This window comes from Microcoleus sp. B3-D7 (genome assembly GCF_036705305.1).
Taxonomy (GTDB): domain Bacteria; phylum Cyanobacteriota; class Cyanobacteriia; order Cyanobacteriales; family Microcoleaceae; genus Microcoleus.
The window spans coordinates 32245-44251 of record NZ_JAUBUE010000029.1; the positions used below are offsets into that span (position 1 = coordinate 32245).

Below are 12007 nucleotides of genomic sequence, written 5' to 3' on the forward strand. Positions count from 1 at the left end.
AAATCAGGAAGAACGAAGAGAGATATTTCTGTGGGGCGGGTTTTACCAGAAATATTTGTTAAAAAGTCAGGGGATTAATAAATCCGCCCCTCTTCTATGTAACAATCGGTGCATCTGTGTAGGGGTGGGTTTGACCAGAAATACTTGTTGAAAAGTCAGGGAATTAATAAACCCGCCCCTCTTTGATTTTATTTATGGTCTTTCTTTCTGCTTCGTTCTAGCTTTTTCCGAAACAGGCTATTTTCGGCTACTATATATTTGGTTTTTTTTTCTATGATTTCAGATAATAACAGCGCTCGATCGCAGACCCGATCGCGCTCTGGGGCAGAAAAGTCCTTAGATCAAGGCTTTATCTGGCTCACGCGGATTTTGGGCATAGGAGTTGGTGTAATTTTGCTGGTAATCGCGCTCACCGTTGCTTATCGGGCTTTACCGGCGATTCAACAGTACGGTTTGGGCTTTCTGTTTGGCAGTAGCTGGAATCCGGTTAAAGAAGAGTACGGTGCGCTGCCGATGATTTACGGGACGATCGTCAGTTCGGCGATCGCGCTCCTAATTGCAGTACCATTAGGAGTAGGGACTGCCATTTTCTTGAGCGAGGACTTTCTGCCGCTACCAGTGCGTACAGCTTTAGTTTTTTTAGTAGAACTTTTAGCCGCCATTCCCAGCGTAGTCTACGGTTTGTGGGGAATTGCTGTATTGATTCCCATGATTACCACTCTCGGCAAGTTTCTCAACGGCACTTTCGGATGGCTGCCGATTTTTAGCACATCGCCAGTTGGGCCGGGAATGTTACCAGCCGGAGTAATTTTGGGAATCATGACTTTGCCCATTATTACTGCTATCTCCCGCGACTCTTTGGCAAGTCTCCCGCCCGAATTGCGGCAAGCATCTCTAGGTTTAGGAGCTACTCGCTGGACTACAATTTTTAGAGTGCTCGTACCGGCAGCTTTTTCCGGCATTGTCGGCGGAATTATGCTTGGGCTCGGTCGCGCCATGGGAGAAACAATGGCTGCAACTCTGTTAATTGGTAATTCCAATCAGTTAAGTCTTTCTGTGCTAGCTCCGGCAAATACTATTGCTTCTCTGATGGCAAATCAGTTTGCGGAAGCCTCCGGGTTGCAAGTAGCAGCTCTGATGTACACTGGGCTAATTCTGTTTATTATGACACTGATTGTTAATATTTTGGCAGAGTGGATTGTCTCTCAAGTAAGAGCGAAGTACAACTAGAAGTTTGCCGCCATTTCCTACATATTTTTAGTTTATGTCAAATAGCGTCTCCGATGAGAATTCTTTGGTATCGAAAACAGGCAGTTTAAAGAAGGTTAAAAACAGCCCGCAAGCGCTGTTTGGTCTGGGGATGACTGTACTGGCTGGAGCTAGTCTGGCCATCACTCTGCTGCCTTTGTTTGCAGTTCTTTCCTATGTCACCGTACAAGGTTTCAATCGCCTAAATTTAGACTTGTTTACCAAGCTGCCACCGCCGCCCGGACTATCGGGAGGCGGTATTGCTAATGCAATTCTCGGTACATTGATGACGGTGGGAATTGCTTCTTTAATTGCTGTTCCTTTTGGTGTATTGGCAGCAGTTTATTTGTCGGAGTTCAGCAGCGGCCAAGTAGCTCGCTGGGTACGCTTTGCTACTAATGTCCTCAGCGGCGTTCCTTCGATTATTGCCGGGGTATTTGCCTACGGTTTGTTCGTGGTAAATATGGGAGGTTTTTCGGCAATTGCAGGGGGTGCGGCGTTGGCTGTGCTGATGTTGCCCACGATTGTGCGGACTACTGACGAAGCTCTACAAATCGTCCCGCAAGATATTAGATGGGCGTCGGTTGGTGTGGGTGCTTCTAATTATCAGACGGTGTTGCAGGTGGTTTTGCCTGCGGCCATTCCAGCTATTTTAACGGGCGTGACGCTGGCAATTGCTCGCGCTGCTGGAGAAACTGCTCCTTTGATTTTTACGGCGCTGAATTCGCCTTTTTGGCCGGCAGGATTTGATAAGCCAACTCCGAGTCTTTCGGTTTTGGTGTACAACTTTGCAACGGTTCCTTTTAAGGCACAGAAAGAATTGGCTTGGGCGGCATCTTTGATTTTGGTGATAATGGTTTTGCTGACGAGTATTCTTTCTCGCTGGGCTACTCGCCAAAAAGTTTATTGAAGGAAGAAGATTCTTCGACTTGGCGAACGGGTAAAAAGAAGGAAGAAGGAAGATTTTCCTTATCTCCAACTTTCCCACTCTCATCTTCTCCTTATTTTGTAAAATTCGATTGGATACTTACCTGTATGATGATGGATTTAGACAAGCAAACGGAAACAGTTTTACGGACAGAAAATATCAATATTTTTTACGGCGCTTTTCACGCGGTTAAAAATGTTTCAATGGAGATTCCTAAAAATCGCATTACTGCCTTGATTGGGCCGTCTGGCTGCGGTAAAAGTACAATTCTGCGATGTTTTAACCGGCTCAACGATTTAGTGAGCGGTTTTCGTTTAGAGGGTAGAATTGATTACCACGGTCAAAATCTTTACGATCCTGATATTGATGCTGTGGCGGTGCGCCGCAAGATTGGGATGGTGTTTCAAAAGCCGAATCCTTTCCCGAAATCGATTTATGACAATATTGCTTACGGTGCGAGGGTAAACAATTATAAGGGAGATATGGATGAGCTGGTGGAAAAATCGCTCAGCCAAGCTTATTTGTGGGATGAGGTGAAGGATAAGTTGAAGCAAAGCGGTTTTTCTCTTTCGGGTGGCCAGCAGCAGCGTTTGTGTATTGCTAGGGCGATCGCGATTAATCCTGATGTAGTGTTAATGGATGAACCTTGCGCTTCTCTTGACCCGATTTCTACGATTAAGATTGAGGAGTTGATGCGGGAACTCAAGGAGAAGTATACGATTGTGATCGTTACTCACAATATGCAGCAGGCTTCTCGGGTTTCTGACCTGACTGCTTTTTTCAATGCTAAACTTTCTGACGATGGGAAGCGGTTTGGCTATCTTGTGGAGTGTGATAAGACTGAGGTAATTTTCCAAAGTCCGAAGGAAGAGTCTACTTTAGATTATGTGAGTGGCCGTTTTGGTTGATTACCCGACAGGTTGAAACAATCGGGCTACACAAACTCTCGTCCCTCTCTAAGGGATGAAAAGAATTTAATTTGCTGAGTATGGTAACGACAAAAAAAACTGCGTAAAAGTTTTGTCAATTTAGAATCCCGCTTTCTTGGAGAAAGCGGGATTCTGGATTTTATGATTAAAAGCTCGATCGTACTTTTTGCAGATATAAGCCGCTGATTTTTGTGAAGAAATGCTCGAAGAGTTCACATATTCTTCATCCAATGCTTGAACAGGTTTTCTTTAACCATGTTTTGCCGCATAACTTCGAGCAAGTATTCCTGAGCTTGGTCTTGGCTTAACCTTTTTACTTCTTCGCGCAGCACTTGAAGTTTGAACTGCTGTTCCATGCTGAGGCTGGTTGTAGGCATATCCATAAATCGCTCCTCCAGTTTGCTGAGATTGATGCGAAATTGATCGGAATGACGTTTCGCAGGATTTGTTGTGTCTCCTACATTGTAAACTATCATAACATTCACTTGACAATATGTCCAAAGTAGACATTTTGAGACTAATTTGTGTAGCAAAAGTACATCTAAGTGGGGGGAGCTCTATCATAAAAAGGCGTCAACACCGGGAAGCATAAGCCAAAGGAGCTAGTTCGTATGGATGCAATGGAGTTTTTTCAAAGCAGTGCTGGGGAGTGGCGTTCTCAGCGCAGCACTCACCACCTCGCTTTCCGCCAAGCGGAGATTGGGGATTCAAATATTCAGGTAACAGCCCTAGCTGGCGATGACGCTAGAGTCGCGGAGATTTGCAAGATGCACGAAGTAGATCCGAGCCGGGCTGCTGGGGGGGCTTTTGTGACATGGCACGGCTCGATGGCGTGGGATAAGGATGATGAGAATCATAAAGGGTCTACGGTGTTCGCGATCGTCCCCGATCCTGAAAATCCCCGGCAGGGCTTGATGTTGCGCGAACGAGGCTATGCGGAAATTGTGCCTGTGGCTGGCCGTTTTGAGATGGATGATGAGGATGGGCTGCTGCTGATTACGGAATACGAGACGATGAGTTCGATCGAGCGTTTCTGGTTTGCTAATCCGAACGTGCGGATGCGGACGAGTACCGTAAAGCGCTTTGGCGGTTTCAGCACTTCGACTTTTTGTACCGAAATTCGGGTGCAACCCGACTCGGATGCAACATCAGAAGCAGCAGGAGATCAAGTACCCGCCAGCGAGTTTTATTCGGCTCTGGGCTGGTAATTTGTAAGCTCGTTCCCCAGCTCTTAAGCTCGTTCCCCCAGCTTTGCCTGGGAAAGCCTGGCAGGAGCCGTTTGCCTCCTGTTTGACGAGGCAGAGCCTCGCCGAGCGGGGTTCCTGCCCGTTTCCGGGGAACGAGCCTTCTTTCTGCATAAGTTCCCTCTCCCCTCTTCCCTCTCCCCTCTTCCTTCTTCCCTCTTCCTTCCCCAAAGTCAACAAATGTTACAGATTGTTGCAAAAATTCAGGAAAATCAGATTTAGATTGCGGGAATCCCCTAATCTGTATGTTGGTTAGTTGTATCCGTTATGCTGGCAGCTCACGGTGTCAACTATTTCTGAAATTTGAGATAACGGAGATTTTAACGTGGCGCTTCCTTTATTAAGCTACGCCCCCAAGAGCCAAAACCAGCGCGTTGCTGGTTTTGAAGTGGGGAGCGACGAGCAGCCGAGAATTTTCACAACTGAAAATGTGCTCTCGTCTGGAGACATGGAAAATTTGATTTGGGCTGGATATCGCCAGATTTACAGCGAACACCAAATCCTCAAGAGCAACCGCCAAAAGTCTTTGGAGTCGCAACTCAAGTTCGGCCAAATTACTGTGCGGGACTTTATTCGCGGTTTGGCGACTTCTTCTCCTTTCTTGGAGCGGAATTATCAAACTAACAGCAATTACCGGTTTGTGGAAATGTGCGTGCAGCGCGTTTTGGGCCGGGATGTGTACAGCGAGCGCGAAAAGATTGCTTGGTCGATCGTGGTAGCAAATAAGGGGCCTCAAGGCTTTATTGACGAGTTGGTCAATAGCGAAGAGTACCTGGATAAGTTCGGCTACGATACCGTACCTTACCAGCAGCGCCGAATTTTGCCTCAGCGAGTTGGAGGGGACACTCCTTTCAACTTGAAAACGCCGCGCTATAGCGAATACCACCGTTCGCAGCTTGGCTTCCCGCAAATCATCTGGCAGACTGGCGTGCGCCGTTTTGTTCCTCAAGAGCAGCAACCGAAGGCTGGCGATCCGTCGAACTATTTGGGTATGGCGCGCAATATGCCCCTGCCTGCTACTCCGCCGCAGCGCGTGCCTCTAGCTAATATCAATATCGATACGATGGTTCCCCGTCGCCGGTAATTGATGCTGCCCTGATGCGATTATTTGTGTCGGGCCGACTGAATCGATCGGCTTTTAGGCTGAGAGAGTTTTGAGTCTTGAGTTTTGAGGTTTGAGTTTTTTGCTAAACTTGGAATCCAAAACTCGGGACTCATAATTTTTTGTCATTAGGAAGAAGGAAGAGGGAAGTTCGGCAACGGATTGTGTAACGGATGTAACGGATGTAACGGATGTCAGTCCGATGGAAGTCGGAAGAGGGAAGAAGGAAGAAGGAAGAGGGAAGAGGGAACAGGGAAGAGGGAACAGGGAAGAAAAATAATTCGACCTTTTCTCATTGTCAACTCTAAGTGCATAGGTGCATTTATGCAGCCGCAATATAACGAAGATGCTGGACAACCATTGCGCCGCCATGCTAAACAGCTTCGTGCCAAAGCCTTATACAGGTACGGTGCCGCGACAGGGCTAGTGTTTTTGCCACTGCTGGTATACGCGGTAGCACCTTTTGCTCCTTTATTTTTGGTCGCGGCTCTTGTGATAGGGGCATTAATCGCCCTTCCGTTAATTGAGGACGGGAAAACGTTTTGGAAGTCGTCTCAGAGATTTGACCAAGGGGCCTGTGGTGAAGAAAAGATTCAGCAAGTTTTGGAGTCCCTAATCCAATCTGGATGGATAGCTGAGTACAACTTAAGATTGCCGGAAGTAGGCGATATCGATGTGTGGCTGCGATCGCCTAAAGGGGTCAATTTTATCCTTGATGTGAAGTCTCACTCAACCGTAGTTCTGTTGGATGGGGATGTGCTCAAGCGTCTATCTTACGGGAAATTGAGAGATTTTGAGAAAGACTTTCTGGCACAGATTGCCAAAGAAGTCACAGCTATCAAAAAAGCTAAGAAGTTAACCAAGGTCACTCCAGTAGTTGTATTTAGCGATGCCAAGGTGAGTTTTAGCAACACAAAGAAGATTAGGGGTGCTTACGTCATGGAACTGGGCAATCTGGTGTCAGGGTTGCAAGAACTCGATCGCACCTAGAGGAGTAGATAAGATTGGGAGAAATGAGAGCAACGGCTACATTGATATGTTTGACATCAACAAATTTGCACAGACCCGTAACATCCCAGACTTGTACTAGCATCTAAGTGATACTGGTGCTATTAAAAAAATTTAAGGTAGAAACAATATCCTAGAGGGAATGTTGAACAAAGCAATCAAGGTAGATAAAATTCTCAACGCCTGATGGCGACTTTCCCTAAAAGCTTTGCTGACTGCTATACCAACTATCAAATATTAGCCCGCAACCGCAATATTTTTAGCAGGGTGTTGAATTGATCGGGCAAAGGTGCGATCGCCTCTATTAATTCTCCTGTTACGGGATGCTGCAATGTCAGCCGCCATGCGTGGAGGGCTTGTCCGGTTAAATTGACGCCGATCGAACGGTTGGAACTGTACATCGGGTCGCCGACAATGGGATGTTTTATTTCGGCTGTATGCACGCGAATTTGATGGGTGCGGCCTGTTTCTAATTGATAGTGCATTAAGCAATAGTTACCAATTCTTTCTTTGATTGTCCAGTGAGTAACTGCGGGGCGACCGCCTTTTTCTACTGGTACTACCGCCATTTTTTTGCGGTCTGTGGGATGCCGTCCGATGGGTAGGTCTATTGTGCCTGTTTCGGTGTTGGGAGCGCCGTAAACTATGCCTAAATATTCGCGGCGGGCGGTTTTGGCTTTCAGTTGGGCTTGCAGGTGTTGGTGCGCGATGTCGGTTTTGGCGATCGCGATCGCACCTGTTGTATCTTTGTCTAATCGGTGCACGATTCCCGGTCGCTGAACTCCGCCTATTTCTGCTAGGGGACAGTGGGCTAAGAGGGCGTTGACTAATGTACCGTCTTGGTGTCCGGCGGCTGGGTGGACGACTAATCCGGCTGGTTTGTTGATAATAATTAGGCTGTCATCTTCGTAGAGAATGTCGAGGGGAATTGATTCCGGCTGCAAGGAAGTGGGCTGGGTTTCGGGTAAAGTGAGGTGGATGCGATCGCCCGTTTTTACTGAGATTTTTTTCGAGGTGCAGGTTTCGTCGTTGACTTTGACGTTGCCTTGTGATATGAGAGTTTGGATTCGCGATCGGGATAAGTCCGGTATCTGGTTTGACAGCCAAATATCTAATCGCTGATTGACATTACTGCGATCGAATTCCTCTGTATTTTCTACTGTGTAAATCTGTGCCGCAGTGTCTGTTTCTATCATTTACTTTTTACTATTTTTTGCCAATTGTGTAAAGCAAATATCTTCATCATAACATCTGTGAGTTAGTTCGCGATCGCACGGGCAACGAGAAACCGGGTTTTTTCACCGCAATACTTCGTTTCTGCCCGCAGACTGGGTAAAAAACCCGGTTTCTTTGATCGGAGTGGTTAAGTCGTTTGAGTATAATCGTCAATTCTATCGACAATTATCGCAGTGGCCGCAGCGCATTGATTTAGCTTCCTTGGCAAACCCAAAAGCTTGCAGCAAAAATTGCCACCTGCACTCGCGATGTTTGAGATATTTAGCCATTTCTTCCGCTGCGGTAAAACTTAACTTTTCTGATTTTTGCTGTGGAGATTTATCGATCGCATAATTAAAAGGATCTTGCCATGTTAATTGTCCGCTGCTGTGCAAGATTGAAAGGGCGATCGCACTTTCGGGAAATTCGCGGGAAACTGCTTCTATATCGCCTTTAACTGGCAGTTTTTTGGCTAATTGCTGAGCTTCTCGATATTGCGATCGCAATTTATCTTGAAAAAATTCCTTTCTTTGTTTATCTTCGGGATAAAGCAAACCCGTCGGTTCGCTAATCAATGTCAGGGCGATCGCCGATTTGCCGTCGCGTCCGCCTCTACCAATTTCCTGAATGTATTCCGATAAGAGCAAAGGTGCTTGAAAGTGAACAACCCACCGGACATCTGGCTTGTTAATTCCCATCCCGAATGCTGACGTGCAAGTCACGAATTTAATATCATTGTTCAGCCAAGCTGTTTCTATTTTTCGTCGTGATTCTGGACTCAAACCTGCATGATATGCTGCTGTTTCATAACCTGCGGCGTCCAACAAATCCGCCAAATTTTCGCTATCTTTTCGGGTGCGGACATAGACTAAACCTGCTTGTTTTTGTCGCTCTTTGATAAAATTTAATAATTGCTGCTTGCGTCCTCTCGGCGTCCAGACAGTCTGCACTTGCAGGTGCAGGTTAGAACGGTAGGGAGTTAGCAGAAATGCTTCGGGTTCTTGCAGTTGCAAGACATTTTTGATTTTCTGCTGTGCTTCCGGGTTGGCGGTAGCGGTGAAAGCGGCGATCGCAATTTTACTATTTGCTGGTTTAGCTTTCAACAAAGCCGGCCGCACTGTTCCCAAACGGCGGTAAGCTGGTCGAAAAGTATCGCCCCATTGTACTAAACAGTGAGCTTCATCTAATATTAAACCGTTGATTTGGATCTGCGGCTGACTGATAATTTCCCAAACTGGTTTGCTGAGTAACGTTTCGGGAGACAGGTACAGCAATCTTAATTTGTTTTGTTGCAGCGATTGCATAGTTTGTCGGCGCTGCGCTGTTGGCAATTGACTGTGGAGGAGGGAAGCAGGAAGATTGCGATCGCGCAATTCTTGCACTTGATTTTCCATCAGTGCGACTAACGGCGAAACTACCAAAGTTAACCCTGTTTGCAACAAAGCTGGCAGTTGAAAGCAGATTGATTTGCCACCACCTGTCGGCATAATTATAATTGTATCTTTTCCGGCTAATAAACTACCGACGATTTCTCCTTGGGGTGGTCGAAAGTCGTCGTATCCCCAGATTTTTTGGAAGGCGGCGCGGGCTTGATTTAATGATGTTGGTTCGGGTTGGTATTTCATTTGATTTATTCCCAAATCAGACGTAATGTGAGCAGTGCGTGTCCTACATAATTAAATTTTGTGTAAGTCTTGATGTACCAATAAACCAGGTGGCTGGTTTTATAGTATGCAAGTATCGAGCAGAATAACTGTTAATTTAATAACAGTTAATAATTTTACTTTTTGAATTATGAACGCAAACACGTTAAGCGAAGTTTTCAGCTATCGGCAAAAGACTTATGATCTTTTCGATACCGTATGTCTAGCAGAAGCAGTGCATGAAGATGGTTTTGCGCTGATTCCTGGTGTACTCAGTCAGTCGGAAGTGGCGCAAACAAAGGAAGCACTCGATCGCCTGCAACCCTTTGGACTCGATGGTAGCAGTTGGAGTGAATTGAACCAGCATTTTAAGTGCGTTTTTAATCGCGATCGGCTGTGGCTTTCCTATGTCGATCGACCGGGTATAATTGAGTTAGCCGAAGCATTAATGGGCAGCGATTGCCACATTATCGGCATGACTGCGTGGAAAAGCGGGCCCGGTTATGATGGTTGGCGCGTCCACGTCGATCAGGTGTTTGTACCCGTGCCCGAAAGCGTGTTTGCCGATCGCACTTTTCAACTCCCGGTATTGATTGGCACGGCTCATTTTTATCTCAGCGATGTCACAGAAGAGCTCTGTCCTACCTATATTATTCCCGGCAGTCATAAATCTGGTCGCAAACCCGATCGCGGGGAAGAAACTTGGAACGGACACTCCCCAGAACCAGTTTTGTGCAAAGCAGGAGATGTGCTGTTTTTCCGCAGTGAAATTTGGCACTCCGGCGGCAAAAATACGACAACAGATGGAACTCGCTACTTACTGCAAGTGCATTATTCCCATCGCAACATCGCGCAGAAATTTTCGCCTTGGCCGTGGCAGTTTAACCCCGAAATTATCGCTACAGCTACAGAACGGCAACTGCGGCTTTTAGGCAAACATCCTGAGTCAGATTACGGTTAAGATAAATTATGAATTTTGTTTGAGGCGCGATCGATAAATAAACGGGAAATGTCATATTTATTTAAGAGTTGGAGTTTTGGATTTGAGATTACGATCAATTCTAGAGGCTGGTAAATCTCCGAATATCTTGAGCAATCCAAAATCCAAAATCCAAAATCTAAAATCGCCTAAGATTGACCGTCCCGGCGGCCGAGCTCGTACACGCCGCCACCAATACAGGCGATCGTACCCATAGATACCGCCCAACCAGTGCCCAGAGACAATTCGACCCCCCAATTGCACAATCCGCCCACAATCAAAAAGGGCAGAATGCTCAACAGCGAAGCGTAAAAGGCATTTTGAGCTTCTCTCGCTTGGCGGGTTCTTTCAAACTCGGCTTCCGAGGTGTAGAGGGATCTCTCGGCAAAATTCATCCAGCGGTTGAGTTGCAGGATTACCCATTCTGTAAGGGGCGACAGGCCCCAGTACAGGGCCAAAGACCACAAGGACGCACCGGCGATCGCAGTTGCGTCTATGGCAAAACTAAACGGAAAAATTTCAGTAAGCATTGCTTGATGTTTGTGATGAATTTGAGATTTTGGATGTTATCCAAAATCTCCGAACTTAACTATAGTGTCAAGCAAAAGCTCGATCGAATTCAACCGCAGCAGCAATTCCTCGGCCAATTTTTTTTTATCACCCCTGGGCATTTACCCGGAAGCCTTGACACGGGTTTTGGATGGAGTAAGATACACGTTGTTGATAAACTGATTCGCGATCGCGGGTAGAGCTCAAAGCCAATCTTGCAGCGAATTGGCATAATTTACATCTTGCACCCTTCTGAGAAACGGGCAAGATGCCCGTTCCACAAAGAATGATTTTTTTGTGGGGGGGGCCGGAAAGCCCGCCCCTGAAAGCTTTATTGACAAGGGTGCAAGATGTGAGCCTAAAAGACAACGCAAACTCGCACACACATTTAACTTTGAGCCGTGAAAAAAATCCTGCAAGACTCTAGAGGCCCGCTGACGGCAAAACGCTTTTTTCGTCTCAGACATATGCTGCTGCTGGCACTTTCGATCGGCATTGTGTTGATCAGCCCTTATTTGCAGCAGCAGGTGGTCAAAGCTCAGTCAGGCTTACCAAGCAGAGTAGCGACGGGTAATTTGTGGCAAGAAGCTTCTTTTCCAGTCGAAAACTTTGAAACATACACTTCCGCCTTCGGCCCCCGTGGCGGGGATTTTCATTACGGTTTGGACTTGGCCGCCCCGGAAGGCAGCTATATCCGCAATTGGTGGGGCGGGCAAATTGTGGAAGTTTGGGAAGATGGCCGGTGCGGCACTGGTATGGTGGTGCGATCGGGAAATTGGGAACACATCTACTGTCACCTCAGAGGCCGAGTGCTAACGGCTAACGGCGGGCGTTATTATACCGATCGCGAAGGTACCGTGCAAATTTGGCAAGGTCAAACAGTGCCTGCGGGTGCGAGAATTGCCAGAGTTGGGATGACGGGCCGCACGAGTGGGCCTCACTTGCACTGGGGATTGAAGTACGGCGGCCGCTGGGTAGACCCGGCTTTGGTACTCCGGGAAATGTACGCGCAACAATCTTAATTAGTCATTAGTCATTAGTCATTAGTCATTAGTCATTAGTCATTAGTCATTAGTCATTAGTTAGTAGCCATTTTTCTTGGTTTGTAGTAAGGACTAAAGTCCTGATTTTTTCGAGAATGAGGAATAAAGTCCTCACTACA

Annotated in this window: 13 protein-coding genes; 9 read left to right on the forward strand and 4 right to left on the reverse strand. The window is 46.7% G+C overall.

What is annotated here, in order from left to right:
• Positions 1–273: 273 nt before the first annotated feature.
• The 3 genes from pstC (at position 274) to pstB (ending at position 3084) form a co-directional block, all read left to right on the forward strand.
• Complete coding sequence (pstC, locus tag QUB25_RS19130) at positions 274–1230, forward strand: phosphate ABC transporter permease subunit PstC (protein ID WP_333036860.1); 957 nt, start codon at positions 274–276, stop codon at positions 1228–1230.
• Between the two features lie 34 nt (positions 1231–1264).
• Complete coding sequence (gene pstA / locus QUB25_RS19135) at positions 1265–2158, forward strand: phosphate ABC transporter permease PstA (RefSeq protein WP_333060391.1); 894 nt, start codon at positions 1265–1267, stop codon at positions 2156–2158.
• A 125-nt stretch (positions 2159–2283) separates the two neighbouring features.
• Positions 2284–3084, forward strand: coding sequence for a phosphate ABC transporter ATP-binding protein PstB (pstB, locus tag QUB25_RS19140; RefSeq protein WP_333036858.1), 801 nt, complete (start codon positions 2284–2286; stop codon positions 3082–3084).
• Between the two features lie 233 nt (positions 3085–3317).
• Here pstB and QUB25_RS29860 read toward each other — a convergent pair whose 3' ends face one another.
• Positions 3318–3581, reverse strand: a complete 264-nt coding sequence (locus QUB25_RS29860) for an NblA/ycf18 family protein (protein ID WP_445242210.1) — start codon at positions 3579–3581, stop codon at positions 3318–3320.
• Positions 3582–3716: 135 nt separating this feature from the next.
• Between QUB25_RS29860 and QUB25_RS19150 the strand changes: the two genes are divergently transcribed.
• The 3 genes from QUB25_RS19150 to QUB25_RS19160 all read left to right on the forward strand — a co-directional run bounded on the left by QUB25_RS19150 (position 3717) and on the right by QUB25_RS19160 (position 6441).
• Complete coding sequence (locus QUB25_RS19150; protein ID WP_333185145.1) at positions 3717–4313, forward strand: phycobiliprotein lyase; 597 nt, start codon at positions 3717–3719, stop codon at positions 4311–4313.
• Between the two features lie 361 nt (positions 4314–4674).
• On the forward strand, positions 4675–5433 hold the full coding sequence (locus QUB25_RS19155; RefSeq protein WP_333060389.1) for a phycobilisome rod-core linker polypeptide: 759 nt from the start codon (positions 4675–4677) through the stop codon (positions 5431–5433).
• 342 nt (positions 5434–5775) lie between these two features.
• The gene (locus tag QUB25_RS19160; RefSeq protein WP_333185147.1) at positions 5776–6441 is read left to right on the forward strand and encodes an NERD domain-containing protein; all 666 of its coding nucleotides are present in this window, start codon (positions 5776–5778) and stop codon (positions 6439–6441) included.
• 248 nt (positions 6442–6689) lie between these two features.
• On the opposite strand, the gene QUB25_RS19165 is transcribed toward QUB25_RS19160, so the two are convergent.
• Positions 6690–7655, reverse strand: a complete 966-nt coding sequence (locus QUB25_RS19165) for an RluA family pseudouridine synthase (RefSeq protein WP_333185150.1) — start codon at positions 7653–7655, stop codon at positions 6690–6692.
• Positions 7656–7850: 195 nt separating this feature from the next.
• Positions 7851–9299 (reverse strand): RecQ family ATP-dependent DNA helicase, encoded by a 1449-nt coding sequence (locus tag QUB25_RS19170; RefSeq protein ID WP_333185152.1) that lies wholly within the window; start codon positions 9297–9299, stop codon positions 7851–7853.
• Between the two features lie 169 nt (positions 9300–9468).
• Between QUB25_RS19170 and QUB25_RS19175 the strand changes: the two genes are divergently transcribed.
• Positions 9469–10278: a phytanoyl-CoA dioxygenase family protein gene (locus tag QUB25_RS19175; protein WP_333185154.1), complete on the forward strand. Its 810-nt coding sequence runs from the start codon at positions 9469–9471 to the stop codon at positions 10276–10278.
• A gap of 167 nt (positions 10279–10445) precedes the next feature.
• On the opposite strand, the gene QUB25_RS19180 is transcribed toward QUB25_RS19175, so the two are convergent.
• The gene (locus tag QUB25_RS19180; RefSeq protein ID WP_333046563.1) at positions 10446–10826 is read right to left on the reverse strand and encodes a hypothetical protein; all 381 of its coding nucleotides are present in this window, start codon (positions 10824–10826) and stop codon (positions 10446–10448) included.
• A gap of 33 nt (positions 10827–10859) precedes the next feature.
• On the opposite strand from QUB25_RS19180, the gene QUB25_RS19185 reads away from it, so the two are divergent.
• The gene (locus tag QUB25_RS19185) at positions 10860–11045 is read left to right on the forward strand and encodes a hypothetical protein (protein ID WP_333185156.1); all 186 of its coding nucleotides are present in this window, start codon (positions 10860–10862) and stop codon (positions 11043–11045) included.
• 267 nt (positions 11046–11312) lie between these two features.
• On the forward strand, positions 11313–11867 hold the full coding sequence (locus QUB25_RS19190; protein ID WP_333036920.1) for a M23 family metallopeptidase: 555 nt from the start codon (positions 11313–11315) through the stop codon (positions 11865–11867).
• Positions 11868–12007: the final 140 nt, after the last annotated feature.

Coding starts and splice junctions, on each gene's coding strand:
- pstC (WP_333036860.1), top strand. CDS start 274: ATGATTTCAGATAATAACAGCGCTCGATCGCAGACCCGATCGCGCTCT.
- pstA (WP_333060391.1), top strand. CDS start 1,265: ATGTCAAATAGCGTCTCCGATGAGAATTCTTTGGTATCGAAAACAGGC.
- pstB (WP_333036858.1), top strand. CDS start 2,284: ATGATGATGGATTTAGACAAGCAAACGGAAACAGTTTTACGGACAGAA.
- QUB25_RS29860 (WP_445242210.1), bottom strand. CDS start 3,581: ATGATAGTTTACAATGTAGGAGACACAACAAATCCTGCGAAACGTCAT.
- QUB25_RS19150 (WP_333185145.1), top strand. CDS start 3,717: ATGGATGCAATGGAGTTTTTTCAAAGCAGTGCTGGGGAGTGGCGTTCT.
- QUB25_RS19160 (WP_333185147.1), top strand. CDS start 5,776: ATGCAGCCGCAATATAACGAAGATGCTGGACAACCATTGCGCCGCCAT.
- QUB25_RS19165 (WP_333185150.1), bottom strand. CDS start 7,655: ATGATAGAAACAGACACTGCGGCACAGATTTACACAGTAGAAAATACA.
- QUB25_RS19170 (WP_333185152.1), bottom strand. CDS start 9,299: ATGAAATACCAACCCGAACCAACATCATTAAATCAAGCCCGCGCCGCC.
- QUB25_RS19175 (WP_333185154.1), top strand. CDS start 9,469: ATGAACGCAAACACGTTAAGCGAAGTTTTCAGCTATCGGCAAAAGACT.
- QUB25_RS19180 (WP_333046563.1), bottom strand. CDS start 10,826: ATGCTTACTGAAATTTTTCCGTTTAGTTTTGCCATAGACGCAACTGCG.
- QUB25_RS19185 (WP_333185156.1), top strand. CDS start 10,860: ATGTTATCCAAAATCTCCGAACTTAACTATAGTGTCAAGCAAAAGCTC.
- QUB25_RS19190 (WP_333036920.1), top strand. CDS start 11,313: ATGCTGCTGCTGGCACTTTCGATCGGCATTGTGTTGATCAGCCCTTAT.